Source organism: Micromonospora sp. NPDC052213 (assembly GCF_040679695.1).
GTDB lineage: Bacteria > Actinomycetota > Actinomycetes > Mycobacteriales > Micromonosporaceae > Micromonospora.
In genome coordinates, this window is sequence record NZ_JBFAVI010000091.1 from 1 (window position 1) to 24,972 (window position 24,972).

The window sequence follows — 24,972 nt, forward strand, 5'->3', positions numbered from 1 at the left end:
CCCCAAACACGTGGGGGCGGGGGGACACGCCGCGGTTGCTCATGTCATGCCTCTTGGTCCGGGACGACGCACGCAGCAGCGGGATCGCTGCCAGATCCGGCTGGCTCGACGAGGTGAAGGCCGACGCGCGCTCCATCCGGGTCGGCCAGCCGTGCTGGCCTGTGGATCGAACGGGAGCTGCGGAGTCCTGCTATGAGAACGGACGGTCGGTGGCACTCATCGCCCTGGACACCTCATCCAGGGTCGGCAGCGCGCCTTGTGCGCCCCGGCCGCGTGTCGACAGCGCCGCCGCGACGGCCGCCCAGCGGGCGGCTTCCGCCACGGCCCGGCCGGGCCGCGCTACCAGGGCGGTCGCGAGGGCTCCGCAGAAGCAGTCGCCGGCGCCAGTCGTGTCCACGGCCTCGGTCGGAAGCGCCGGAACGTGGTCGACCCGGCCGTCCGGCTCTATCACGGCCGCGCCCTGCGACCCGAGCGTCACCACGACGGTCGCCGCGAGCCCGAGCTTGCCGACGGCACTCGCCACGTCGTCCAGGCTCTCTGGCAGGGACGTGCCGGCCAGGACCGCCAACTCGGCCCGGTTGGGCACCAGCACATCCACCCGGCGTACGAGGACGTCGGGAAGCGGAGTTGCGGGCGCGGGATTCAGCACCAGGAGGCCCCCGGCCAGCGCTGCGGCCCGCTCCAGGGCGGGCGCCTCGACCTCGCACTGCATCAGGGTGAGCGCTGCCGTCGCGATCATGTCCCGGTGCCGGTCGACGCGGGCCGCGTCCAGTGCGCCGTTCGCCCCGGGGTGTACCACGATCACGTTCTCGCCGGCGCCGTCCACCGTGATCAGCGCGGTCCCTGTGGGGACGTCATGGACGACCGCCAGCCCCGACACGTCCACGCCCCGGCCGGCGAGCCGCTGCCGCACCTGCTCACCGGCGGCGTCGGCGCCGACGCATCCGACGAAGCCGACGGACGTACCGAGGGTGGCGATGGTCATCGCCTGGTTCGCGCCCTTACCGCCGACACCCTCCCGGTACTCCCGGGCGGTCAGTGTCTCCCCCGGCCCGGGGAGCCGGTCGGTCACCACCATGCGGTCAAGGTTGGCGCTGCCCACCACCGCGATCTTCGGGCCGTTCAACGCACCGTCGCCTCTCTGTCCGTCGCCCATGCCAGGACGATCTCGCGCCACGCCGTGTCGTCGAGGCGGCTCACCACCGTCACGGCCGAGTTCCCCTCGGGGGTCATGTCCGACCGGCCGTACGCGTCGACGCCCACCGTGGCGGGCGTCTCGACCGCCACCACCTCCGGGCGCGCCACGACAGCTGCGGCCACCAGGTCGTGGCAGGATCGGCCGGCTGTGCCGGACCAGTAGTGCGCCAGCAGTTGCGCGCGCACCCCGGGCCAGCCGTCGCCGCCGGCGAGCACCCGCCGGACGGCCTCCGGCGGGCAGCTCGCCCGGGTGGTCGCGTCCGTCGGCACGACCCGTACGCCCCGGCCGGGCGGCTCGGCGAACAGTTGCCGAGCGGCCCGGGGGTCGCGGGCGAAGTTCGGCTCGGCGCCCCGCACCACGCCGGGCAGGGAGAACGCCCCACCCATCACGGTCAACCGGACGTGCGCGGGCCAGTGGCTCACCTGCCCGGCGAGGCGCTCGGCGGTGGTCAACGGGCCGAGCACCAGGTAGTCGGTGTGCGCCGGCAGTGACGGGTCGACGCGTACGTCGCCGTCGAACTCGACGCCGTGTGCGGGGACGAACGGCCCGAGACCGTACTCGCCGTGCAGCCGCGCGCCCGACGGGACCGCGGCCCGCGCCGCGGGGTCGATCTCGGCGCCCCGCAGCAGCAACGGCCGCCGGGCCGGAGCGAGCGCGCGAAGCGCATGGGTGACCGCCGCCCCGACGACATCGGCGGGCCGTGCCCCGCCGGTGGCGATGATCGCCGGTATCTCCACATCCGGCAGGCGCAGCAACCAGGCGAGTGCCACCAGGTCGTCCACGCCTCCGTCGGTGTCGACCACGATGCGTCGGGGTGTCCCGGTCATCGTCCCGGCCTCCGCCGGCGACGGCGGCTCCGCGGCGGCTCAGCCATCGGTCACACCGAACCGGGAGCGGAGCCAGCCGGCGACGGCGCCGATACCGGACCAGGAGACCAGCCCGAGCATGCTCAGCAGCAGCAGACCGACCATCGCCTGCGGGATGTTGTCGGTCTCCTGGCTCTGCGCGACCAGGTATCCGAGCCCACCCTGGGCGCCGATCAACTCGCCGATCACTGCGGCGGTGACCCCGGCCAGCGCACCGAGGCGGAGCCCGACCACGATGTGCGGCAGGGTCATCGGCAGTTCGAGCCGGAAGAACCGCCGTGGGCCGGAGAGCGCGAGCACCTGACACAGGTGGCGGTAGTTCGTACCGATGCCGCGCAGCCCGGCCAGCGTGTTGACCAGCACCGGGAAGAACGTGACCAGCGCGACCAGGGTGATCTTGCTGGTCACGCCGAGCCCGAGCCACAGCACCAGGAGCGGGGCGATCGCGATCTTCGGGGTGATCTGGATGAACACCAGCAGCGGCATGGCCGCTCGTTCCAGCCAGCGCCATCGGGACATCGCCACCCCGGCGAGCACGCCGACCGCCAGTCCGATCGCCACCCCCTGCAGCAGTTCGGCACCGGTCACCCGGAGGTGGACGAGCAACTGCTCGTCGGTGAGCATCCGCCAGGTGTGCGTCACGATCTCGATCGGGCCGGGGAGGGTGTACGTGGGCACGTGCGCGAGGTGGACGTAGCCCTGCCAGGCCAGCAGGAAGGCCGCTACCGACGCCGTGCCGAGCGCGGCGCGCGGTAGCTTGCCGAGTCGCTGCTCGGTCACGAGGTGGCCTTCACGAAGTCGGACGCCCGCACGTCGCCCTGGATCAGGCCGTACTTCTTCTGCGCGTCCACGGCGTTCTGCCAGGCCGCCGGGTCGCCGTAGCCGAGCCCGTGCGCCTTGGTGGCGTCGCTCTGCCACAGGTCCTTGACGAAGACCTCCTGCATCACCTGGGTGACCGACTTTTCCTGGCCGGCGAAGCTGGTGGCGTACTTCTGGACGGACATCTCGACCGCCTGCGGCAGCTTGCCGTCGATGAGGTCCTGCAGCGCGGTGTTCAGCGCGGTGGTGAATCCGGTGACGGCCTTGGGGTTGTCCTTGGCGAACTGCTGGCCGGTGATCACGACGTTGCCGAACGACGGAAGGTACTGGTTGGACAGGATCTGGGTGACCTGCACCCCGGCGGCCTGCAGGGTGTAGTAGCGCAGCCGCGAGAAGACGATCGCGTCGACCTGCTTGTTCTGCAGTGCCGAGACGATGGCGCCGGTACCCACGACCTTGACCGTCAGGTCCTTCTTCACGTCCAGGCCCGCCGAGGCGGCGATCGCCGTCAGCTGGACGTAGTTCGGGGAGCCGAGGCTGGTCACCGCGACCGTCTTGCCCTTCAGGTCGGCCGGGTTGGTGATGCCGGAGTCGGCGAGGGTGAGGAGTGCGCCGATGCCCTGCTGGTACGTGGTGTGCACGACGAGGTCCGGCACGCCGTTGGCCACCGCCTGGATCACGCTGTCGGCGTTCGGGAAGCCGAACTGGACGTTGTTGGCGGCCACGTTCTTGGTGATGGTCGCGGCGTCGGCGTACAGGAATTCGACGTCGAGGTTCTGCTTGGTGAAGTAGCCCTGTTCCTTTGCCCAGTACAGCGGCGCGTAGTAGGGGGCGGCGGCGCCGTCGATCTGGATGCTGACCTTGGTCGTGCCACCGTCGGTGCCGCCGCCGGGGGCCTCGACGCCGCCGCAGCCGGCGGTGAGGGCGATGACGGTGCTGGCGGCGATACCGGCAAGGAGGGATCTACGGGTCATGGAGCGCATGGGTGTACCTCGTATTCCAGTTCGATGGGGGTTGGCCACGACGGACAGGTCGTGTGATCAGGCCGTGACGGGATCGCGCCACCGCAGGGCGCGGGCCTCCACGAAGGAGACCAGTTGGTAGAGGGCGAGTCCGACAGCCACGATCACCACGATCGAGGCCATCAGCATGGGGACCTGGTAGGAGGAGTTGGCCTCGACCAGGAGGTAGCCGAGTCCCTGGCTTGAGGAGATCCACTCGGCGAGGACCGCTCCGGTCATGGCGTCGACGGCGGCTACCCGGGCGGCGGCGAAGATCGACGGTGACGCTGCCCGGATGTCGATGCGGAACAGTCGGGCTACCGGGTTCAGCCCGACGATGGTGGCGAGGTCCCGGTAGCCCGGGTTCACCTGCCGCAGCCCGGTGGCGGTACCGACCAGGATCGGGAAGAAGGACAGGCTCACGATGAGCACGAACTGGCTGGTCAGGCCGAGGCCGAACCAGAGCACGAACATGGGCGCGAGCGCGATCTTCGGCATCGCCTGGAACACGATCAGGAACGGGGAGAGCATCGCGTCGACGACCTGGGACCGGGAGACGGCCACTCCCAGCGCGGCGCCGATCACCGCCCCGATCGCGAAGCCGACACCGATGTTACGGACCGTGTACACCAGGTGGGTCCACAGCGTTCCGGTCTGCGCGAGGTCCAGCAGCTGCGATCCGACCTCGGTCGGGCTGGCGAGCAGATACCGTGGGACGTCCGCCACCGCCTGGTACGCGCCCCAGGCGCCGACGATCACGAGGACGTACAGCACCGCTGCGAAGGGCTTGACCATGAGTCGCAGGCGGCCCCGTCGCGACGTACCGACCGGTGCCGGCGGCGGCGCGACGGGCGGTGCCGCCGGCTCGGGTGTCGAGGTCTGAACCGTCACAGTTCCCCCCGCAGCATGGCCTGGAACTCCGCGAAGCGCGGATCGAGCTTCGTCCGCGCGTCACGGGGCCGGGGCAGGGGCACGTCGTGGATCGCGCGTACGCGACCGGGGCGGGGTGAGAGCACGACCACCCGGTCGGCTAGGTAGGTGGCCTCGTCGACGCTGTGCGTCACGAACACGATGGTCTTGCCGGTCGCGGTCCAGATGTTGAGCAGATCGTCGTGCAACTTCTCCCGGGTGATCTGGTCGAGTGCGCCGAAGGGCTCGTCCATCAGCAACAGCATCGGATCGTGGGCCAGCGCCCGCACGATCGAGGTCCGTTGCCGCATCCCGCCGGAGAGTTCGCGCGGCAGCGCGTCGGCGAAGTCGGTCAGTCCTACCAGGCTCAGCAGTTCGCGTACCCGAGGCTCGTACTGCTGCCGCGGTTCCTTCAACGTCTCCGGCGCGATGCAGGCGTTACGCAAGACGCTGCGCCACGGCAGCAGGACGGGCTCCTGGAAGACGTAACCGATGTCCCGGCCGGGTGTCGGCCGGCGTGACCACTCCGTCTGCCCGGAGGTGATGGTGTCGAGGCCCGCCATGATCCGCAGCAGGGTGGACTTGCCACAGCCGGACGCGCCGATGATGGCGAGGATCTCGCCCTGCCGCACGTCGAGCGACACCTCGTGGAGCGCGCGCACCACCTTGCCCCGGTCGGACCGGTACTCCTTGGTGATCTGCGACAGCCGCAGCAGAGTTCCCTGCGCGGCCTGTGGGGAACGGCGTTCGGCGGTGGGGTTTCCGGTTGGCACACTCATAGCTGTCCACATCCACAACTTGTTCGGAAGACGGGCTCGGCGGGCAGGGCGATGTGCCGCGCCGGTCGGTACGGGTCGCGTATTCGCTCCTCGAGAAGCGTCAGAGCGCCGGCCGCGAGCGCCGGCAGGGGCTGCCGCATGGTGGACAGCGGTGGCGTGGTGTAGGCGCTGACGTCCGTACCGTCGAAGGACACGATGGCGACGTCTCGCGGTACGTCGAGTCCCCGTTCGCGCACGGCGCGCAGCAGGCCGAGCGCCTGCCGGTCCGAGGCGACGAAGACGGCGGCCGGGAAGGTCAACCTGTCGAGCAGTTCGTTCCCGGCCGCCCGTCCGCCCTCCGGTGTGAAGTCCGCCGGCACCTCCCACATGCCTTCGGTGATGCCGTGGTCGGCCAGCGCCTGCCGCCAGCCGGACGCCCGGTCGCGCCCGACGATGGTCTCGTTCGGGCCGGACAGGCACGACACCTGCCGGAAGCCGTGCTCGACCAGATGGCTGGTGGCCAGCCGGGCGCCCTGATGGTGATCCACCGCGACCGAGTCGTACCCGGTCGCCGCATCGGCCGGCACGCGGTCGAGGACCACCACCGGGCAGGGCGAGTTGGCCAGGGCGGATGCGGTCGACGGGCTCTCGTGGTGCGGCACCCACAGCACCCCCTCGGCCCGGACATCCCCCATGGCGGCGAGTCGCTCGCCCTCCTCGCCGCCGTCGGAGTGCAGCAGGAACAGCAGCTTTCCGCGGCGTGCCGCCTCGGTCTCGATGGCGTTGGCCAGTTCGGCGAAGAAGGGGTTGCCGCCGTCCGGCATCAACAGGCCGAGGAAGCCGCTGCGGGTACGGCGGAGCGCCTGGGCCACGCGGTTCGGGCGGTATCCGAGATCCTGGATGGCTGCCTCGACCCGGGCCCGGGTGGCCGGTGCGACCGGGCGTGGACCGCCGTTGAGCACATAGCTGACCACCGACGGCGAGGTCTGCGCCCGCCTGGCCACATCGGCTCGAGTCACCTTCATGAACACCTCCGGGGGAAGGAGAGCCGAAGATACGTCCATCACACGGGGTAGTCAATACGTGTTGATAACCTCGGCCCCGGCCAACGCTCGTTGGCGTCACCGGCACGCGTGGCCGTCGCCGTGTGAAACAGAAACGTAACTTCGGTCAGTCGGAAGCCATCCCGGCCGCCTGGGCACTCACGGCGCTCTGGGGCGCGCCCTCCAGACCGGGTCAGCGGTCCCGGAAACTGCGCTGAGTAGCCGGAGAGTGGAGGCCCTCCGGCGGGAAGCCCGCGTCACGGCTAGCGGGCAGCGCTTGATCGCACCGCTTTCCACATGCTGAAACGCGCTGACTCTCAGAGTGATGCGAAGGCTCTTGCGCTTCCCGGGACAGAGGTCTCCACCCCTTGACGAACCACGACCGGTGACGCATAGTCGACTCTTCCCAGACGGAAGAGGTACATCCGCGTAGTGGAAACGAGACTGCATGCCTCAACCGAAAACTCGGGTATTTCAGTCGCCATCCCAGGCGGCGAGACCGACTCGAGAGCTCGGTTCTGGACCCAGGAACAACGAACCAGCATCGATTTGTCTGTCACTCTCGGTGATATCCGGCTGAGTAACCCGGTGATGCCCGCGTCCGGCTGTTTCGGCCCGGAGCTCGGCACGCTGGTGCCGCTGGACGAGCTGGGCGCGCTGGTTACGAAGACCGTCTTCGCCGCGGTGCGCTCCGGCAATCCCGCACACCGCATCACCGAGACTCCCGACGGAATGCTCAACAGCGTCGGCATCCCCAGTCCTGGTATCGACGAATTCCGCTCCCGCGTACTCCCCCGCTACCTCGCCACCGACGTGCCCACCATCATCAGCGTCGGCGGGCTGACCGTGGCGGAGTACTGGACGGCGACGGAGCAACTTGCCGGCCACGGTGCCGCAGCGCTCGAGGTGAACGTCTCCTGCCCCAACCTCGAACACGGCGGCCTGGCCATCGGCACCGACGCGGCCACGGTCGAACGGGTCGTGTCCGGTGTGGTGGCCCGCTCGCACGTACCGGTGTTCGTCAAACTCACCCCGAACGTGACGTCGATCGTGGACATCGCCCGCGCCGCGGAGCGCGCCGGCGCCACGGCCATCACCGTGGCCAACACCTTCCCGGCAATGAGCGTGGACGCCACCCGCCGTACGGCCGTACTCGGCAACGGCATCGGCGGACTGTCCGGGCCCGCGGTGAAACCGATCGCGCTGCGCCTGGTCTGGCAGGCCGCCCACGCGGTCGACATCCCGGTCGTCGGCTGCGGCGGCATCAGCTCGGCGCGGGACGTCCTGGAATTCCTCCTCGCTGGGGCGAGCGCAGTCCAGGTCGGGACGGCCAACTTCGCCCGCCCGTACGCCATGGCGGAGATCGTGCGGGAGCTCGGGCCGCTGCTGGCCGCATCGGGCACCATGTCCGTCTCGGAAGTCGTCGGCTCACTACGGGTCTGAGCCCGCCGAGCCAATTCGAAGGAGACAGCGTGCAACCGGTCGTCAGAGCGCTGGAGATTCTGCGGACCCTCGCCCGTCACGGCGACGGGATGAGCATGAAGGACCTACACGAGACGCTCGACATCCCGCTCGGCAGCGCGCACCGCCTACTGGCGGTCCTGGCCGAACAGGAGTTCGTCACCCGATCCCCGGTCAACCGCCGTTACTTCCTCGGCCCCGCCGCCCGTCAACTGGCCGAGCAGAACAGCCGCCGTACCTCCACACTGGTCGCCCCGCACCCTGCCGTGCTCGCCGCGGCCGCCGAGTCCGGGGAGACGGTGTTCCTCGCCGAACTGGTCGGCAACCGGGTGGTCTGCATCGCTCTCATCGAGAGCGTGCACCCGCTGCGACTGTTCGTCCGGATCGGCCAGGAAATGCCGCTGCACGCGGCGGCGTCCGCCCGCGCTCTCCTCGCCGACATGGACACCGACATCGTCCGCGCGCTGCTCGCGGAACGGCCGCTCACCGCCTTCACCCCGGATACCCCGGCCACCCCGGACGCCGTGATCGAACACCTCGCGGTCGTCCGGGCCCGAGGCTACGACGTCTGCGACGACGAACTGGACCGGGGCGTGTGGGCGGTGGCCGCGCCCGTTCGCTCGTCCACCGGCGCGACCTGCGCGAGCATCACGCTCGCTGCGGCAGCCGACCGGATGCGTGATCCGGTCGCCCGGGCCCGGGCGACGCATCTGGTGCTCGCCACGGCGGCCCGGCTCAGCGCCGAACTCGGCTACAGCAGCGAGTTCACCCCGTCACCGCCGATCACCGATGCCGACCAGACGGACAGCACCGCAACCTACCGAGGGACGTCATGAACAGAGCCGCACCCAGCACCATCGGCACCGGCGACACGAGCGCCTTCCAGAACCGCCACCAACGTTGGCTGGAACTTGCCCGTGATCTGCGCGCCGCGGCGTGCCTGCCCGGCGAGTTCACCCTCGCACCGGCCGGCCCGATCGACGTCTACATAGATGTCTTTCTGTTCGAAACCCGCCCGACGATCCTGCGGCGGATGGCCGCCCTGATGGCCGACCTGCTGGACGCCACAACGGACCGGCTGGCCGGCCGGGCAGAGGTGGCACCCCTCGTCACCGCCCTGTCCCTGGAGACCGGTCTGCCCTTCGCGGTGGTTCCCACCCCTGCTTCCGGCGACCACCCGACGCAGATCGAGGGAGAACTGCACGCGGGCGAGCGCGTCGTCCTCGTCGAGGACGTGATCATGTCCGGCTCACGCGCCAGCACCGCCGTCCACGCGCTTCGCGACCGCGGCGCGGTGGTGCCCGCCGTACTGGCGGCCGTCGACCGCAGCGGCGGCCAGGGCGAGGCTGCGGCCCGCTGCCCCGTCCGGGCCCTGTTCACCCCGGCGGACCTGCACATCCCCGATCAGCCGCGAGTCCGGGCCCGCCAGGGCACAGTCGACGTACCACCCGCGTGACCCAGTTCCCACCGCTGCACCCGAACTCCGACCGCTGTCAGTCCACTGGTTCCTGAAAGGGGGGACGGCGCGTCCTCCCCACGGCCAACGCCGAGGGTCACCGCGCCACGAACGCCATGAACACTCACCCAACACCGGCGAGCCAGCTCGCCGCAGCTGTCGACGAACTCCACCAGGCGGTCACCGCCGACCGTGCCGGTGCCGCGGCGGCCGTCGAACTCGTCAGCACGACGATCGCCGACGCGCTGCGGCCGTACACCCCGACGGTGGTGGTCGTGCGGGACAACCTCGACGACGGCGTGCTGGCCCACGTCGTCTCCCGGGAGCTGGACCTCCCCACCGTACGCATCTACGAAGACTCCGGGCTGCTCTCGCTGAGCCCGCCCCCGGCCCCCGGAGCCCGCGTCGCGCTTCTCGCCGCCTCCTGGCACGACATGTCGGCGCTGCCGGCGCTCCGACTCCTGCTCGCCCACGCCCAAGCCGAGGTGGTGGCGGTCGCGGCGGCGCTACCCGTCACCGACGCGGTCCTGGCAGCGGTTGACGGTACCCCGGTCGTCACCGCCGCAGCCTCCTCGCGGACCCCGCGATGAGCCTGGACACCGTCGACGTCGCCCTGCCCCGGGCCGACGCCAGCCGGTTGGCGGACCTGCTGGCGAAGTTCGCCGAGATCAGCGAGAGCACCGACGGCGTGACGCGACTGGCGTACACCCCGTTGGAACGCGCGGCGCACCGGATGTTCACCGACCAGCTCTCCGCGCTGGGCCTGCGAACCTGGACCGACGCGGCGGGCAACAGCTACGCCGAACGGCCCGGCGATGCCGGACCCGCCCCCGCCGTCGGCACCGGCTCCCACCTGGACAGCGTGCCGCGGGCCGGACGGTTCGACGGCATAGCCGGGGTGGCGGCCGCCATGGAGGTCGCCCGGCTTCTCGTCGAGGCGGACGTACGGCACGCCCACCCGATCAGGTTCGTGGCGTTCGCCGGTGAGGAGGGCGCGCGGTTCGGCCAGGCGTGCACCGGTAGCCGGATCGCGGCGGGCCTGCTGAGCTCGTCCGATCTGGCCGACCTGCGGGACGTCCACGGAGTGAGTCTCGCCGAGGCCATGCGGGCCGTCGGTCTCGATCCGAGCCGCGTCGAGGAAGCGCGCTGGCGCGCGGACGACTGGGCAGCGTTCGTGGAGCTGCACATTGAGCAGGGTGGCGTGCTCGAAGCCCAGGGCGTGCCGATCGGCATCGTCGACCTCATCTCCGGCAGCACCCGGTTCCGCCTCGACCTGCACGGCCGTGCCTCGCACACCGGCGGGACGCCGATGCACCAGCGGGCCGACGCCATGACGGCTGCGGCGGAGATCACGCTCCTCGCCGAGAGCATCGCAACCGACCCCCGGCACCACGGCACCCGGGCCACGGTCGGCCGACTGGAACTCGAACCGGGCTCGATCACCACGATCCCCGGCGAGGCTCGGCTCTACGTGGACATCCGCGACGTGGACAGCGACCGGCAGCGGTCGACAGCGACCGAGCTGATCCACGGCGCCCGCGCCATCTGCGAGCGACGCGGGGTTGGCCTGGACATCGAGTTGCTCGGCGACGCCTCCCCGGTGGTGCTGCCGATCTGGCTACGCCGCCGGATCGCCGAGACCTGCACCGCCACGGGGACGGCGTACCGGGTCCTGCCCAGCGGCGCCAGCCACGACAGCCAGATGATCAACAAGGTGGTGCCCGCAGGAATGATCTTCGTGCCGAGCCGGGCCGGGCTGAGTCACGTCCCCGAGGAGTGGACAAGCAGCGCGGATCTCGCCGCCGGAACCGACCTGCTCGCCCGCAGCCTGCTCGCCCTCGATCACGAACTGACCACGACATCCTCGGCGGAGGGGGCATGCTGAACACCACCAGCGGGCGGCTCGTCCCGCTCGACCTGCCGCCGGCGCACCGGCCCCCGCCCACCTGGCACCACGCGCCGGTCCTGCGCCACGAACCGGTCGGCGACCGGTACCGGTTCCTCCGCCTGCACGCCCCGACCATCGCCACCCGCGCCCAACCCGGCCAGTTCGTGATGCTCACGGCGGCGCGCGCCGACGAAACCGCCCCCGTCCTGCCGCGGCCGATGGCGATCTACGACACCGCACCCGAACACGGCACGTTCGACGTGGTGTACGGCGTCGTCGGCGGCGGTACGCGACGGCTCGCCACCTTCGCCGTCGGCGAGACCATGCTCGCGACCGGTCCGCTCGGGCAGGGGTTCCACCTCTCCCCTACGACCAGCCGGGTACTGCTGCTGGGCCGGGGCATCGGCACCTGTTCGCTGACCACGGTCGCCGCGGTCAACGCCCGCCGTGGCGGTACGACCGTCGCCGTCATCAGTGCCCGCCATCCCGGTGCGCTGATCGGCGCCGACGTCCTGCGCCGGGGCGGTGTCGAGCACCTGCACCAGGTCACCGACGCGGACGGGACCAGTGAGCCGGACTTCCTGTCCACGCTGCTCACCTCGACGCTGGACGCCGACCCTCCGCAGCTCATCCTCACCTGCGGCTCGCAACGGCTGACCGATCTCGCCGCCGACCTCGGGAAACGGTGGGATGCGGAGGTGCAGGTGTCCGTCGAGGCGCACATGGCGTGCGGCCTCGGATACTGCCACGGCTGCTCCTCCGGGCAACGGAGCGTGGGGACCGAGGCTCCCCTGGTGTGCCTGGACGGGCCGGTGTTCAGGTGGGGATCCGCGGATGACTGAGCCCGGCTGGAACCTGCGGCCGCTGTCCCGGCAACCGCTGCTGCCACCCACCGTGCTGCGGGGCGTACGACCCTACGGCGAGGAACCGGTGGACCTGCTGATCGACAACGGCCGGATCGCCGCGGTCGATCCCGCCGGGCAGGGGCCCGCCGTCCACAGCATCGACTGCCACGGCCTGATCGCTCTGCCAGCGCTCACCGACCTGCACACCCACCTGCGTCAACCCGGTGCGGAGGACGCGGAGACGATCGCCACCGGCACGCTCGCGGCGGCCAAGGGCGGCTACGCGACGGTGTTCGCCATGGCGAACACCCAGCCGGTGGCGGATGATCCGCGACGCGTGGAGTACGTCGCCGAGGTGGCCGAACGCACCGCACACTGCCAGGTACGACCCGTGGGCGCGGTCACCGTCGGCCTCGGCGGCACCACGCTGGCACCGATCGAGGCGATGGCCGCCTCGGCCGCCCGCACCCGGATGTTCTCCGACGACGGCCGGTGTGTGGAGGACCCCGCGTTGATGCGACAGGCGCTGCGCCGGGCGGCCGACATCGGCGGGTTCATCGCCCAGCACGCCCAGTCCTCGCCGCTGAGCCCGAACGCCCAGGCCAACGACGGGGCGGTCGCCCGCGAGTTGGGCCTGCCCGGATGGCCCGCCGTCGCCGAAGAGGCGATCATCGCCCGGGACTGCGTGCTGGCGGGCGCGGACGACACCCCGCTGCACATCTGCCATGTCTCGACGCGAGGCAGCGTGGAAATAATCCGCTGGGCCAAATCGCGGGGCTGGCCAGTCACCGCGGAGGTCACCCCGCACCATCTGCTGCTCACCGACGAACTGGTACGCACCGGTGACACCCGCTACAAGGTCAACCCGCCGCTGCGGAGCGCCCAGGACGTGACGGCCCTGCGGGAAGCGCTCGCCGAGGGAATCATCGACGTGGTCGCCACCGATCACGCGCCACACCCCGCCGCCACCAAGACCCGTCCCTGGTGCGAGGCGCCACCCGGCATGCTCGGACTGGAGACCGCGCTGCCGGTCGTCGCGGAGACCATGGTGCGCACGGGCCTCATGTCATGGCGCCGCCTGGCCGAGGCGATGGCCATCCGGCCCGCGGCGATCGGCGGAACAGCTGTCGGCGGTGGGGATCCGCTCCAGGTAGGCATGCCCGCCACGCTGTGCCTGGTTTCCACCGACGCCGACTGGACGGTCGACGCGACCCGACTGGCCAGCCTGGCCCGGAACACACCGTTCTCCGGTCATCGGTTCTCGACTCGGGTTGCCGCCACGATCATCGGCGGCAGGCTCTCCTGGTCAGCCATCCCCGGTCCAGACGGCTCAACCCGCGCCTGACCCCTGAGGTCGGAGTCTCTGCTGATAGAGGCCGTCTTGGCGCGGCGCGTTGCCGACACCGAAATCATCACAGTAGGCGTTGGACCCCGCCGAGGTCCCCAGGTTCAGGTTCTGCTTGGTCGCTAACCCGCCGCCGGCTCCGGCAATACCTCCTGCTGTACGGCCATACCCGCGGGACGTGTGCCGGCTAGGTTCTCGTTGACGCTCTTCCCCCTCGCCGCCCCAGTTCGTCGGATCAACGCGCCTGACGACCTGTCTCTGCCTGCGTGAAGGCCTCCTCAGGCGTCGCTGCCGTCCATCTCCTGTCGGCAGGACGCAACGGGGTGCCACGGGCGAACACGGCGATCCCGGTCAACAGCCCCTTCCACAACTCCGCCCGCCACGCCGGTCCCGACCGGGTCACCAACAGCAGTCGCCGGCCATTCCACCAACCATGGGTCTCCGGCCCGCCTTCGGCCACCACGTGGACGTCCGGGAAGTCACGCAGGGCATCCAACGCCGCGATGACGGAGTGACGCGAACTCCGACCCGCCTCGACGCGCACGACGCCGCTCCCGTCGACGTGAGCGCCGGCGAGTCGGTCGACCGCGTCGTGCAGTGCGGTGCGGCCGAGGATCCACCGCAGTTCGGCCGTGACGTCGGTCTGCTCGAACAACAGACCGAGGGTGTGACCGCCGAGTCCGTCGCGATACCGGTGGATGGTCTCCGGCGGCGCGGATGCGAGCCAGTCCGTCCATTCCCGGAAGGCGATCCGCAGTTCGTCGAACTGTCCGGCCTGCTGGCTGTCGGGCTCGTCCTGCAGGTCGACGCCTCGGCGTAGCGCCACGAGACCGATGGTGGCCAGGGCCGCGTGCTCGCCGTCGAGACTCTCCTCCTGCTCGGCATCCCACAGCTGCACCAGGACCCAGTAGAGGAGGTCCGCCCACTCCGACGCGTCCGGCCACAGCCCACCGGCGACGAGCAGGAGCACCAGCCGTGTGACCGCGAGCTTCGCCGGCAGCGGCCAGTCCTGGGACGTGTCGACCAGCGCGGAGACGTCGCGCCGGAGGCGGGCACGTTGTTGTGGGGTGAGGGCATCCAGCACGCTGGCGAGGGTTTCCGGCGGGGATGGGTTCGGTGCCTGTTGCGTACGCCGGGCGGACGACCGCGGGGCTTCCGGGTCCGTACCCTCGAAGATGTCCTCGTCGTCGGCTGACGTCGGCGTGCGGGCATCGGTCAGGCCGAGGGCGAAACGGAGCAGCGCCGGGCCCACGGCGGACGCGATGCGGTTCTCCACCTGGCGCCGCCGGCCTCCGGTTCGCGCCTGCGGGATCCGGTCCGGCCGCACCGAGGCCAGGTGACGCAGCGCCTCGAACAGCGCCGCCGTGTGCGCCGAGTCCGCCACGACCTGCGGCAGGGATGTGTGTTCGAGGGGAGACGGGCGGTCGATGCGCGACAGCGCGGCCGACACGTCGGTGACGAGCACGTCGCGGCGCTCCGTGCCGTCGTCGGTGGTGACGTGGCTGACCGCCTCCCCGTCGCTGGTCGCCGTCCAGCCGTCTGGCGCTACGGCCGCGTACACGTGGAGTCTGCCCGTCGCCCGATCGTGGTCGAGTCGAAGGCCGTTGACGGCGAGCCAGCGCGGCGGCGTGCCGGCCGAGCCGACGAGCACGGTCGCCTCCACCCGGTCGCCGGAGATACGGACGCCGAGCACCCGAAGGCTCTCCGTGTCGGTGCTGGCCGACGCTGACGGCTGTCGAACCTGCAGCCGCGCCAGGTCCGAGACGGCCACCGTCTCGGCGGCTTCCGCGGTCACCACGGGAGCGGTGAGAGGCGTGACGACGCCCAGCTCACAGTTGCCGCCCGCCGGCATGGTCCTGGTCAGGGCGGCGTGGCTGCAGTTGGCGCTGCCGGTCAGGGCCCAACCCTGGCCGGACGACCACCACTCGACGACCTTGCCGTGGTGGTAGCGGGAGCTTGCCGGTGTGCTGACGGCGGCGTCGGGGACCCGTTTGATCACCCGGGCGAGACTGTCCGGGTCGCACTGCACGTCCCGCGTGAGCAGCAGCCGCAACTGCTGGGGCCGAAAGCGCTCGACGAGACGTTGCAGCGCTCCGGCATCGGGATCGAAGAAGGGCGCGGCCACCGCGAGCTGCGTCGCCGGCCCGACCGGACGGGGAAGCTGTTCGATGACCGGGCGGAGCGCCGTGGTCACCAGGACCGGCTGGTCCACACCGGGATCGGGTGGCCGTGCGGTGAGCAGCTCGGCGACCCGGTCGAGGCGGTCGCGGCCGAGATCCTCCATCCACACGTCTTCGGGCAGCCGCCGTAGCCAGTCCGCGAGTTGGTGGAAGAGGGCGGGCACGGTGGGCCCGACACCACGCATCAGCGTCCAGACCTCGGCGTTGTGGTGCCATCCCGAGGCGGTCGCGTTGCCGGAGCCGATGGCCACGACGGTGTCGGTCTCCGACGCGATCACCACCAGCTTCGGGTGGAACGCGCCTCCGCCCTTGCAGACCACCGGCAGAGCCAGGTAGTCGGCGGGTCCGGGACGGCGGGGGCCTTCGGTGAGATGGTGGGCGTCGAACAGAACGGTGGTGCGGGCCCGCACGGCGTGTGCATCGCGGAGGCAGACGTCCTCGAAGAAGGACAGGTCGCAGGTGTAGGTCAACACCAGGACCTCCTCCGCGTCGGGGATCAGCCGGGCGTGGAGCACCGCCGGCGGGGCGGCACCGAGCAGGTCTTCCCAGTCGGTCACCGGATCACCTCCACGTGGCGACCGGCCGTCCAGGTGCCCGCGGAGACGGCGAGGATGCCCAGCTGTCGCAGAAAGCTGGTGAAGGTGGGCAGCCGTAGCGACACCGCGCCGCTGCCCTCCTCCCCCTCCAGCCGCCACCGGTCCCCGACCCGACGCAGCCGGGTGGGCAGGCGCAGCCCGGCCCGCGTCCACTGCATCTTCTGGCGGCTCACCGCTTCGGCCCGCTGGAACAGGTGTGCGGCAAGGTCTTCGGCCGCGTCGGCCAGGGGACGATCGGCGTTCTGGTGCAGCCACCTCGCCACGTACTCGGGGCCCAGGTCGTCCGGCATGGTGCCGACGAACGCGGCCCGGCTGATCGGATCGAGGTGCGCGAGCCGCGCGGCGCCGACGGCGAGCAGTCGCAGCAGGTCGAGCATCGTCCAACGGTCGGCGTTGCGCGGATGGTGGTTGAGGTCGTGCTCAGCCGGCAGCAGTGTGCCGGTGCCGGCATCGACCATCGGGGGAAGGTCACCGACGAGTGCCTGCTGGACGGTGGCGTCGGGTAGCTGGTCGGCGAACCGCTCGATGGCCTGCGCGCGCGTACCGGGCCGCTCGGCGAGGGGCGAGACGAGTTCGGCCCAGATCAGCCGCCACGCCCACACCGACCAGTTCCGCAGCAGAGCGCCTCGCCAGGTGCGAGCGTGGTCGTACAGCTCGTCGGAGCCGAGCAGGTCGCGCAGACCGGCTTTGAAGCAGCACCAGTCGTCCATCGCCATGTCGAGGGACTGACCGACCGCGCGGCCTTCCAGCGCGCCGACGAGCAGCGCGGCGCTGTGGCGATGGGTCCTCGCGGCTGCCCGGTCGCCGTCGCGATCGGCGAAGTACGCCCGCCGCACGCACTCCCCGTCCGGCGCGTCGCCGATGCCGCACAGGCACAGATGCCGCAGCCCCCGCAGTTGCCGCCGGGAGAGCGGCTGCTCTCGACCCGCGACGGTCACCACCTCGTCCAAGGCCGAGAGCAGCCCTTCGTCGGCCGTCGGACCCGGTGCGGGAAACCGGCGGCCGTCGGTGAGCCCGACCAGCAGCTCGATGCCCGCGTACGTCTGCAGATAGCCGCCCTCCACCTGGCTGTAGGCGCGGGCCAGGCGGCCGACGTCGGCGGCGTTCGTCTCGCGTAGCTCCTTGCCGATCGTGTTGACGCCGTGGGCTCCGAAGTCACCGGCCCTGGCCCGGTGTTCGTCGGGCTCGTCGAGGCCGTGGGCGACCGAGACGGCACCCAGGACGACCTCGGCGCGGCGGACGAGATCACGGAAGCGGTCCTGGTCGTGCTTCGCGGTCCAGCCCCGCCTACGCGCCTCGATCGCGAGGCGGGCGTGCAGCGCGACGTACCGCGCGTGCGGCGTGGTGGTGATGACGCCGGGGATCAGCGCGGCGGCGTGGGAGCCGATGACCGTTTCCACGGCGAGGGGCTGACGGCCGGTGTCCTCCGGGGTGTCCGGCTTGGCCGTCCACGCCGGGCCGAGAACCAGTGTCACCCGATCGTCCCCACGTCCAGCGGTGCTCCGAGAAGATCCACCGCGCCACAGAAGCAGACGACGCCGGTCGCGGCCTCCGAATGACGGAAAGCCGACACTCCAACACTGCGACAGCTTGATGACCCGGCGGCACACCACGCACCGCCACCGATTGATAACGTGACGGCGCCAACGACCGGTCGGCGTCGATGCCCTGGGGAGGGTCAGGCATGTGGGCGGACGAAGCCGCGCTGGACGAGGCAACGCGCCGGCTCGACGACTGGGAAGCGTCCATCGCGAGCCGTGCGGCCCGCGCGAAGGAGCTGTCCTCGCAGGTGCAGGCGATGAGGGGCACGGCGACCAGCCCCGATCAGACGATCCAGGTCACCGTCGACTCGTCGGGCCTGCTGGTCGGCCTGCGGCTGGACGAACGCACCCGACAACTCTCCGCGGCGCACACCGCCCGGCAGATCCTGGAGACCACCCGGGCCGCGCACGCCGACCTCCTGAGCAGGATCACCGAGGCGACCGCGGGCATCCTCGGCCCCGAGGACCCGACGGCGGCGGCGCTTGTCGAGTCGTACCGCCGCCGGCTGGATCCCGACCGGGGCGCACCGGATGCCCGGCGATGAGGGCATCCAGGTCGACCCCGACGGCCTGACCCGCCACGCCGCACGCCTCGACCGCCGCGCCGACAGTCTCGACACCGCCCGCCAGGCCGGCCAGCACGTCCGGTTGGGCGCCGAGGCGTACGGGCAGCTCTGCGCGATCATGCCGGTGCTGCTCGACGGCCTCCAGCAGACCCTCGTCCAGGGCATCGACACCGCGGCCGGCTCGGTGCGCGACACCGCCGACAGGCTGCGGACCAGCGCCGACCGCTACCGGGCCTCCGACGCCCGGGCCGAGCAGTCGCCGCAGCGGATACGGCACCGCCGGTGACCACCAACCCGCTCGTCGCCACCGCCGCCGACACCCCGAACAGCGCCTGGGCCGGCATCTGGATCTGCGAGGACATCGAACTCATCGCCCAGGGCGTCCGCAACGGCAGCTGGATCGACGGCACCCTCGGCCTGGTCAGCGCCGGCCTGGACGCCCTCGCCTTCGTCTCCGACCCGGTCGGCGCGCTGCTCCAGTACGGCATCGCCTGGCTGATCGAGCACGTCAAACCGCTAAGCGAGGCACTGGACTGGCTCGCCGGCGACCCGGCGCAGATCACCGCCCACGCCCAGACCTGGCGCAACGTCGCCGCCTCGCTGCGCAAGGAAGCCGCCGACCTGGCCGCCGCCGTCCGCACCGACGTCGCAAGCTGGGGCGGCGGTGCCGGCCCTGCCTACCGATCCTGGGCCGCCGAGCAGCAGCAGGCCATCGGCGGCCTGGCCCAGGGCGCCGACACCCTCGCCGCCATCACCGAAGGAGCCGCCGGCCTGGTCGCCGCCGTCCGGCTGCTGGTCCGCGACGCCATCGCCACCTGCGTCTCCCGCCTCATCGTGTACGCAGGCGAACTGGTCGTCACCGTCGGGTTCGCCGCGCCGCTGGTGGTGGAGCAGGTGACGACGCTGGTGGCGTCGTGGGCGGGGCGGATCGCGCGGCTGCTGCGAGGGCTGCTGGCGAGTCTGCGGCGGCTGATGCCGGAGATCCGGCGGCTCGGTGACCTGATCGAGAGGCTGAAGCAGGCACTCAACCGGATCGCTGGGATCGGTCCTGCCGACCGTATGGGAAGACGCCGGGACTGGGCGAACCCGGAGGACCGACCGATCACACCGCAGCGACCACCAGACTCGCTCCTGCCCGCAGGCGATCCGGTGTACCACACGAACCATTCCACGGTGATCGGGTACGACGCGAGAACGATGCGCAACATGGAGAAGGTTCTCCCCCTTGAAGGCCACCATGATGTCGTCGTGCACGGCACCGACAAGGGGTTCTTCGTCCCCGGTAAGGTCTCCGCCGAGGGGGCCGACATGAACGGGGTTCCGACCAGTGCGACACAGATCGTCGCAGCGCTCAGGGAGAACCCTGCCTACAACGGCGGGCCAGTCAGGCTCGTTTCCTGCTACTCCGGGGTGATCGACCCGAAGGCGCTCAACTCAGTGCCGCTCGCCCAACAGGTCGCCGACGAACTCGGCGTCAGCGTCGTAGCCCCGACGGAAAGGGTGGGAACGAACCGGTGGGCGGCGGAACCGGAGCGCCCCACCGTAGCCGACGGCGGCGCCTGGGTGACCTTCGAGCCGAAGGAATACTGATGAAGACTGTCGGCTTCTTCCACGAACTCGGACCGAACCCGGTTGAGGTCTACGCGGAGAGCATTCGAGATCATCTGAGCCACGCGCCACCGCCGGACGCCGCTCTGGTGATCCAGTACCTACGCGACGGCCACGACCTGATCGACGTGATGGGGGCCGAGTCAGACGTTCTGGGCAGTGAGAATTTAATCATCGGCGGGGCGTCAGTGATGACCGACGGGACCTGGCTCTGGCGCGAGGACCTGCGGTTCTACGTGGCCACCTACCATGTGCGTCTTCCCGAGGATTTCCTAGCCTCCGTGCGAGCCAACAACTATCGAGTCCCCACCCTTCAGATCGAGGAGCTGCGCGCCGCCAGCAAAGAGGCGATGCGCATCCTCGGATACCATTAGGGCCTGCTCCTGCAAACGTCACTTGGCGACAGTTGCGAGGCGCGGCGGCTCGCCGCCGGTTCTGAGATAGGTGACAGCGAGCTGTATGGCCGTTTCAGGCCGAAGTTGTACGTGCTCCGCCGGGTAGTCGGTAGGCACACCGCCGAAATCGAACCTGACTCCCTCGGTCGGGGTTTCCACTGCGGGGTCGTTGAGGTAGCCACCGTCGTCGGCGATGTGCACCGCGAAGGCATGGGCGGGGTGACCGAGGCCGATCTGAATGCCGGGTGGCAGGTCGTCCGGGTCGCTGGTGTCGCTGAAGATGGTCAGCACGACGGGCTCGCCGGCCTGCTGGATTTCGCGAAGAAGTGCCTCCAGGGCGTCGGGGTCGGTTAGTTCGACCTCGTGGCTGTCGCGCTGGTCGCCTCGGTCATAGGTCCAGGTCACCTTCATGCGATCGCCTTTCCGTTTCCGGTGTAGGTACGCCAAAGGCGTACCTGACCGTCATCGTCGCGTACGTAGACGGCCAGCTGCGCGCCGGCTGGCAGCAGCCGGGAGAGGATCTTCTCGCAACCGTAGGGGGTGTAGTCGCAGGGGGGATTGTTCGTCACCACGGCCGCCTGGGTGACGCGGTCGCGGCGCATCCGGGCGGCAAGCTTGGCCTCCAGATGGTCGGTTGTGGTGGCGATGAGCTTGTAGGCCGGCTTCAGATCAGCGGCGGCGGCCGGGTCACGGCCGGACCTCATCGGTATCCGCTCGCCACCGATCAACGCCACACCGAAGGTGGGATCCTTCGCTTGCCGTCGAGGCAGGTCCCGAGCGGCATCGGTCACCCAATCGGGCAGCGGCTCGGGTGGGGCCGGCGCTTCCGTTGCACTCGCAGAGGTGTCGTGTGTGACGGGCGGTCGGCTGGTGTCGCCGCCACCGCCCATGATCAGTTTCCCAGCTCACCGACCTGCCGAGCCTGGGCCAGCGCCGTGTCGACGTGCTGTCGGGCTTCGATCCCGCGGGCCCGGACGGTCGCCAGGACCTGCAGCACCTGCTGCAGCCGCGACAGCGTGGGACCAGGCTGCCCTCCCTGCAACGCCGCCGTGACCAGCCGTCGCGTGTCGTCGACCGCCGATCCGGCCGCAGTGACATGGCCGTTGACGGCGGTCAGCGCGGCCACGACCGGGGTGAGCGCGGCGATCGTCTCCTGTGGCGACGGCTGCTGCGGCACGGCGCTTAGCGACCGCGACGCCTCATCCAGGACCCCGCCGGCCTGAGCCAGCCTGGACCGAGCCTGCTGGAGCACTTGGCGGGCGCGAGCCAACCCCACAGCGATGCCGGCGAAGCCGGAGGCCACCGCCCGAGCGGTGATCTGCTCGATCGCATGGTCGACAGCGCCGGCCTCCTGCTGCGTCCGGTCCACGCCAGCCGCCATCGCCTGTATGTCAGCACCAATGGTGTCGGTCAGCGACATCGCGTCACCCTCCAGGCTCCGAGTCCGCCCAGGACTGGCAGCGTAGAGACGAGTGCCGTTGAAACACAACGAATGCGCAGAACCGCGTCGCTGTTGCGGCGGGCGTGCTCGTCCGCCGTCACCGGGGCAGGCGGCGGGAGCAGGCGCCGTCGTGGTCGGCGCGGAGCAGGCAGCGCCGGCCGCCGGGCATTCGCAGGTCGCAGAAGACCCGGTGACGTACGTGCTGGTTGTCCTCTTCCGACACGGTGATCTCTCCCGGGTCGGTCTGCGGCAGCACCAGCAGCCACCGGCTGATTACCCGGGCCAGGCGCTGCGCGGCCGGCAGGTCGGCGGCGGCGACGGGCAGGTGGACGACGTACCGCTGGGTCATGCCTTGTTTCCCCGGTCGGCGCGGGCGCGGGCCTGCTCGGACTGCCAACGGCGCAGCGCGTCCCTGATGACGGCGGCCTCCCGGCGGCTGGCGGCCAGGGCGGCGTAGACGGTGGCCATGTCGCCGGCGACGCGGTCGAGGAAGTCGTAGACGTCGGCCGGTTCCAGGCCGCGGCATCCGAGGCCGACCGACCTGAAGCGGCGCTCACGCACCTGCCACGGCAGCAGACTGGTGTACGCCGAGGAGCGGTAGGTCGCTCCCGGTCGCTGGTTGCGGACGCTCATCTGCTGCCTGCCTCTCCCTCGTGGACTGGAAGGGGTGGCCCGTCCGCCCTCCCCCACGTACGGGCCACCCCGCCCTGCCGCCGCAGCTTCGATCAGCGGTACGACGCCATCCTGTGGTCATCCTGTGACGTTCCGCAGCGTCGAAGCAACGTTCCACACCAGAATTCTTCCCAGAGGTATTGGCTTTCTTTGCTGCTACCGATAGCTGTTACATGACCAGGTGACGCAGTGTTGCGCGACGGAACCAGGGAGTGTCCGGGTGACCGAGGAGGTCGGATCGACCGTGCCGCGCCGGCAACTCGGCCGGCTGCTGCGCCAGTACCGCACCGAGGCGGGAGTGACCCTCGACGCCGCCGCCGAGGCCCTCGGATACAGCCGGCAGAAGATCTGGCGGATCGAATGCGGCATGGGCCCGGTCCGGGTCCTCGACGTCAAGGCGATGTGCGAGCTGTACGGGTGTCCGCCGAGATGACCGAGGCGATGCGCGGGCTCGCCACGGAGACGAAGTCGAAGGGCTGGTGGCACGCGTACGGCGACGCGGTGCCGAGCTGGTTCGAGCTGTACGTGGGCTTGGAGTCCGCCGCCGCCCACCTCCGTCAGTACGAGGAAACACTGATTCCCGGGCTGCTACAGACTCGCCAGTACGCCCTCGGCCTCGCCCGACTCGACCGCCCTTCGCTCAGCGAGGAGGAGCGCGAACGGGCGGTCGAAGTACGGCGGCAACGCCAAGGGCTGCTCACTCGACGACTACCCCAGCCACCGCAGCTCGACGCGATCCTGTCGGAGGCGGTACTCCGCCGCACCGTCGGTGGTCGCGGCGTAATGATCGGACAGCTCGGTCAGTTGCTGGAAGTCGCGAACATGCCCAACGTCAGCGTGCGGGTGTTGCCCTTCGCCGCCGGACCGCACTCCGGCGCGGTCGCCGGCTCCTTTGTCATCCTCGACTTCCCCGCCCCAAAAGGTGGTCGGGCTGCACCGGAGCCGTCAGTCGCCTACAGCGAGTCCCTGACCGGAGCGCTCTACCTCGACAAGCCCGACGAGTTGGCCGCCTACCGGGCCGCCTGGAAGAGCCTCGATGCGCTCGCCCTCGATGAGGCACAATCAACCGACATGATCAAGGGGATCATCGGGGAGCTACGGCATGACTGACCTGACCGGCGCCGTCTGGCGCAAGAGCACTCGCAGCGGCGGCAACGGCGGCAACTGTGTCGAGGTGGCCACCAACCTGCCCGGCATCGTTGCCGTCCGCGACTCCAAAGACCACACTGGCCCCGTCCTTGCTTTCAGGTCGGAAAACTGGTCCGCCTTCGTCACCGCGACCAAATGGAGCTATTCCGCCGGCTGATCAGCACCTAATACTCCGATGTCACTTGGCTTCGGCGTTGGGCATGGCGCAGACATGAAGACGGCCACCGCGTTGATCATCGATGGTTTGCGAAAACAACCGAAGATCGCGCGGTGGCCGCGGGCCACAGTGTAAACCCCGCCGGGTGGGGGGTCATCCTAGACGAGGCGGTGACGCGTGTCGCTGGCCAGTTTGTGCGGGCGGAGCCACGTCGGACCGCGGGGCAACCAGCGGAACGAACGGGCGAAGTCACCGGCCAGACGGCCAGCGACCCTGCTAAATGAATCTGGGTCATGCCTACAGGGAGCCTTCGGGGCTGTCCTTGCTTTCGGCCATTAGCTTGCCGCCGACAAAGACCACGCCCAGGGCAACTGCGGCACCAGCGCTAACTAGCACCTTCTTGAGCATTCCATCCAAGAACTGCCTGTTCTCGCTATCTTTCTGGAACTCCAGCTTTCCGGTTTCCTGGATTTGCTCGATGAGAAACTTTTTCTCTTCCCAACTCAGGTCGCCCTTGCCGAGTTCACCCTTGAGGATTTCCCTGATCTCCTGGAAGGCCCGATGGACATGCTCCTGGCTTTGCTTGTTGGCAGAGAGCGTGGACTCATGCGCCTTCTCCATCGCATCCACAGCATCCATGGCAAAATCCTTGAACACCGGGAACTGCTCAACGATCTTTAGAGCCACCTCTGTGTCCATGTCAGGCATCATCGCCGCAAACCTGATCATCTTGTCTTTGGAGATGTTCCTCCAGGCCTCGATCCCAAGCGCCTGTTTGATTTCAGCTTCGTTCTTGTAGCCCATGCTCTGGTTTCCGTCCTCAGATCTGTCTTGTTTCCCTAAATCCTAACGGCGGCCTCCGACAGCCAGCGGCTGAGCCCAGCGTCGCACTGCCCGTCTGGAGCCTCCCCGCCCAGAGGTACCGTCGCTACAAAGTGTCCTAATACATCAACCGCCGTTTGAGATCTCGACGCCGTAAGGGCGGACGCGAGACGACCACCGTGCGAGTCGAGTTAAGGATCGCCTCAGCGGCGTTGGCGTCGGCCCGACAGCCCTCAACGACTCCCACCACCTTCGC

27 protein-coding genes and 1 pseudogene are annotated in these 24,972 nt (G+C 70.1%); 13 read left to right on the forward strand and 15 right to left on the reverse strand.

Translation table 11 applies throughout. From position 1 onward, the window contains the following. Positions 1 to 190 precede the first annotated feature (190 nt). From AB0L34_RS21020 to AB0L34_RS21050, 7 genes are all read right to left on the reverse strand, one after another. Positions 191 to 1,156 carry a ribokinase gene (locus AB0L34_RS21020; RefSeq protein WP_363705960.1) on the reverse strand — a complete coding sequence of 322 codons (966 nt, stop codon included), beginning with the start codon at positions 1,154 to 1,156 and terminating at the stop codon, positions 191 to 193. Next, positions 1,123 to 2,025 (reverse strand): nucleoside hydrolase, encoded by a 903-nt coding sequence (locus AB0L34_RS21025; RefSeq protein ID WP_363705961.1) that lies wholly within the window; start codon positions 2,023 to 2,025, stop codon positions 1,123 to 1,125. The genes AB0L34_RS21020 and AB0L34_RS21025 overlap by 34 nt, the downstream gene beginning before the upstream one ends. A 39-nt stretch (positions 2,026 to 2,064) precedes the next feature. After that, positions 2,065 to 2,844, reverse strand: coding sequence for an ABC transporter permease (locus tag AB0L34_RS21030; protein ID WP_363705962.1), 780 nt, complete (start codon positions 2,842 to 2,844; stop codon positions 2,065 to 2,067). Further along, positions 2,841 to 3,857 (reverse strand): ABC transporter substrate-binding protein, encoded by a 1,017-nt coding sequence (locus AB0L34_RS21035; protein ID WP_363705963.1) that lies wholly within the window; start codon positions 3,855 to 3,857, stop codon positions 2,841 to 2,843. The genes AB0L34_RS21030 and AB0L34_RS21035 overlap by 4 nt, the downstream gene beginning before the upstream one ends. Before the next feature lie 66 nt (positions 3,858 to 3,923). Continuing rightward, positions 3,924 to 4,679: an ABC transporter permease gene (locus AB0L34_RS21040; RefSeq protein ID WP_363705964.1), complete on the reverse strand. Its 756-nt coding sequence runs from the start codon at positions 4,677 to 4,679 to the stop codon at positions 3,924 to 3,926. A gap of 92 nt (positions 4,680 to 4,771) precedes the next feature. Further along, entirely contained in the window at positions 4,772 to 5,572 is an 801-nt protein-coding gene (locus AB0L34_RS21045; RefSeq protein ID WP_363705965.1) for an ABC transporter ATP-binding protein, read from the reverse strand. Next, positions 5,569 to 6,576 (reverse strand): LacI family DNA-binding transcriptional regulator, encoded by a 1,008-nt coding sequence (locus AB0L34_RS21050; RefSeq protein ID WP_363705966.1) that lies wholly within the window; start codon positions 6,574 to 6,576, stop codon positions 5,569 to 5,571. Before AB0L34_RS21050 ends, AB0L34_RS21045 begins: the two co-directional genes overlap by 4 nt. Positions 6,577 to 7,026: 450 nt before the next feature. On the opposite strand from AB0L34_RS21050, the gene AB0L34_RS21055 reads away from it, so the two are divergent. From AB0L34_RS21055 to AB0L34_RS21085, 7 genes are all read left to right on the forward strand, one after another. Then, a complete protein-coding gene (locus AB0L34_RS21055; protein WP_363705967.1) occupies positions 7,027 to 8,037 on the forward strand; it encodes a dihydroorotate dehydrogenase in 1,011 nt (336 codons plus the stop codon). 29 nt (positions 8,038 to 8,066) lie between these two features. Further along, a complete protein-coding gene (locus AB0L34_RS21060; RefSeq protein ID WP_363705968.1) occupies positions 8,067 to 8,891 on the forward strand; it encodes an IclR family transcriptional regulator in 825 nt (274 codons plus the stop codon). Beyond that, positions 8,888 to 9,511 (forward strand): hypothetical protein, encoded by a 624-nt coding sequence (locus AB0L34_RS21065; protein WP_363705969.1) that lies wholly within the window; start codon positions 8,888 to 8,890, stop codon positions 9,509 to 9,511. The genes AB0L34_RS21060 and AB0L34_RS21065 overlap by 4 nt, the downstream gene beginning before the upstream one ends. A gap of 116 nt (positions 9,512 to 9,627) precedes the next feature. Continuing rightward, positions 9,628 to 10,101, forward strand: a complete 474-nt coding sequence (locus tag AB0L34_RS21070; RefSeq protein WP_363705970.1) for a hypothetical protein — start codon at positions 9,628 to 9,630, stop codon at positions 10,099 to 10,101. Then, complete coding sequence (locus AB0L34_RS21075; protein ID WP_363705971.1) at positions 10,098 to 11,396, forward strand: Zn-dependent hydrolase; 1,299 nt, start codon at positions 10,098 to 10,100, stop codon at positions 11,394 to 11,396. Before AB0L34_RS21070 ends, AB0L34_RS21075 begins: the two co-directional genes overlap by 4 nt. Further along, positions 11,390 to 12,241, forward strand: a complete 852-nt coding sequence (locus tag AB0L34_RS21080) for a hypothetical protein (RefSeq protein ID WP_363705972.1) — start codon at positions 11,390 to 11,392, stop codon at positions 12,239 to 12,241. Before AB0L34_RS21075 ends, AB0L34_RS21080 begins: the two co-directional genes overlap by 7 nt. After that, a complete protein-coding gene (locus AB0L34_RS21085; protein WP_363705973.1) occupies positions 12,234 to 13,589 on the forward strand; it encodes a dihydroorotase in 1,356 nt (451 codons plus the stop codon). Before AB0L34_RS21080 ends, AB0L34_RS21085 begins: the two co-directional genes overlap by 8 nt. A gap of 235 nt (positions 13,590 to 13,824) precedes the next feature. On the opposite strand, the gene AB0L34_RS21090 is transcribed toward AB0L34_RS21085, so the two are convergent. Further along, positions 13,825 to 16,326, reverse strand: a complete 2,502-nt coding sequence (locus tag AB0L34_RS21090) for a hypothetical protein (RefSeq protein ID WP_363705974.1) — start codon at positions 16,324 to 16,326, stop codon at positions 13,825 to 13,827. Further along, entirely contained in the window at positions 16,323 to 17,840 is a 1,518-nt protein-coding gene (locus AB0L34_RS21095) for a hypothetical protein (RefSeq protein ID WP_363705975.1), read from the reverse strand. Before AB0L34_RS21095 ends, AB0L34_RS21090 begins: the two co-directional genes overlap by 4 nt. Before the next feature lie 209 nt (positions 17,841 to 18,049). Here AB0L34_RS21095 and AB0L34_RS21100 point away from each other — a divergent pair, with 209 nt between their 5' ends. Genes AB0L34_RS21100 through AB0L34_RS21115 form a run of 4 tightly spaced genes read left to right on the forward strand, consistent with a single transcriptional unit; the run spans position 18,050 to position 20,454 of the window. Continuing rightward, positions 18,050 to 18,451: a YbaB/EbfC family DNA-binding protein gene (locus AB0L34_RS21100; protein WP_363705976.1), complete on the forward strand. Its 402-nt coding sequence runs from the start codon at positions 18,050 to 18,052 to the stop codon at positions 18,449 to 18,451. Further along, on the forward strand, positions 18,438 to 18,758 hold the full coding sequence (locus tag AB0L34_RS21105; protein ID WP_363705977.1) for a type VII secretion target: 321 nt from the start codon (positions 18,438 to 18,440) through the stop codon (positions 18,756 to 18,758). The genes AB0L34_RS21100 and AB0L34_RS21105 overlap by 14 nt, the downstream gene beginning before the upstream one ends. Next, complete coding sequence (locus tag AB0L34_RS21110; protein WP_363705978.1) at positions 18,755 to 20,062, forward strand: WXG100 family type VII secretion target; 1,308 nt, start codon at positions 18,755 to 18,757, stop codon at positions 20,060 to 20,062. Before AB0L34_RS21105 ends, AB0L34_RS21110 begins: the two co-directional genes overlap by 4 nt. Then, entirely contained in the window at positions 20,062 to 20,454 is a 393-nt protein-coding gene (locus AB0L34_RS21115) for a hypothetical protein (protein ID WP_363705979.1), read from the forward strand. The genes AB0L34_RS21110 and AB0L34_RS21115 overlap by 1 nt, the downstream gene beginning before the upstream one ends. A gap of 18 nt (positions 20,455 to 20,472) precedes the next feature. On the opposite strand, the gene AB0L34_RS21120 is transcribed toward AB0L34_RS21115, so the two are convergent. The 5 genes from AB0L34_RS21120 to AB0L34_RS21140 all read right to left on the reverse strand — a co-directional run bounded on the left by AB0L34_RS21120 (position 20,473) and on the right by AB0L34_RS21140 (position 22,549). Beyond that, complete coding sequence (locus tag AB0L34_RS21120; protein WP_363705980.1) at positions 20,473 to 20,886, reverse strand: Imm1 family immunity protein; 414 nt, start codon at positions 20,884 to 20,886, stop codon at positions 20,473 to 20,475. Then, entirely contained in the window at positions 20,883 to 21,365 is a 483-nt protein-coding gene (locus AB0L34_RS21125; RefSeq protein WP_363705981.1) for a DddA-like double-stranded DNA deaminase toxin, read from the reverse strand. The genes AB0L34_RS21120 and AB0L34_RS21125 overlap by 4 nt, the downstream gene beginning before the upstream one ends. A gap of 2 nt (positions 21,366 to 21,367) precedes the next feature. Continuing rightward, the gene (locus tag AB0L34_RS21130; RefSeq protein ID WP_363705982.1) at positions 21,368 to 21,895 is read right to left on the reverse strand and encodes a DUF6244 family protein; all 528 of its coding nucleotides are present in this window, start codon (positions 21,893 to 21,895) and stop codon (positions 21,368 to 21,370) included. 118 nt (positions 21,896 to 22,013) lie between these two features. Beyond that, positions 22,014 to 22,265, reverse strand: coding sequence for a hypothetical protein (locus tag AB0L34_RS21135; protein ID WP_101409735.1), 252 nt, complete (start codon positions 22,263 to 22,265; stop codon positions 22,014 to 22,016). Beyond that, positions 22,262 to 22,549, reverse strand: coding sequence for a DivIVA domain-containing protein (locus AB0L34_RS21140; protein WP_363705983.1), 288 nt, complete (start codon positions 22,547 to 22,549; stop codon positions 22,262 to 22,264). Before AB0L34_RS21140 ends, AB0L34_RS21135 begins: the two co-directional genes overlap by 4 nt. 259 nt (positions 22,550 to 22,808) lie before the next feature. Between AB0L34_RS21140 and AB0L34_RS21145 the strand changes: the two are divergent. Beyond that, positions 22,809 to 23,698: pseudogene (locus AB0L34_RS21145) on the forward strand (helix-turn-helix transcriptional regulator). After that, positions 23,691 to 23,894 (forward strand): DUF397 domain-containing protein, encoded by a 204-nt coding sequence (locus tag AB0L34_RS21150; RefSeq protein WP_363705984.1) that lies wholly within the window; start codon positions 23,691 to 23,693, stop codon positions 23,892 to 23,894. The pseudogene AB0L34_RS21145 and the gene AB0L34_RS21150 overlap by 8 nt, the downstream one beginning before the upstream one ends. A 297-nt stretch (positions 23,895 to 24,191) precedes the next feature. On the opposite strand, the gene AB0L34_RS21155 is transcribed toward AB0L34_RS21150, so the two are convergent. Further along, complete coding sequence (locus tag AB0L34_RS21155) at positions 24,192 to 24,698, reverse strand: hypothetical protein (protein WP_363705985.1); 507 nt, start codon at positions 24,696 to 24,698, stop codon at positions 24,192 to 24,194. Between the last annotated feature and the right edge of the window lie 274 nt (positions 24,699 to 24,972).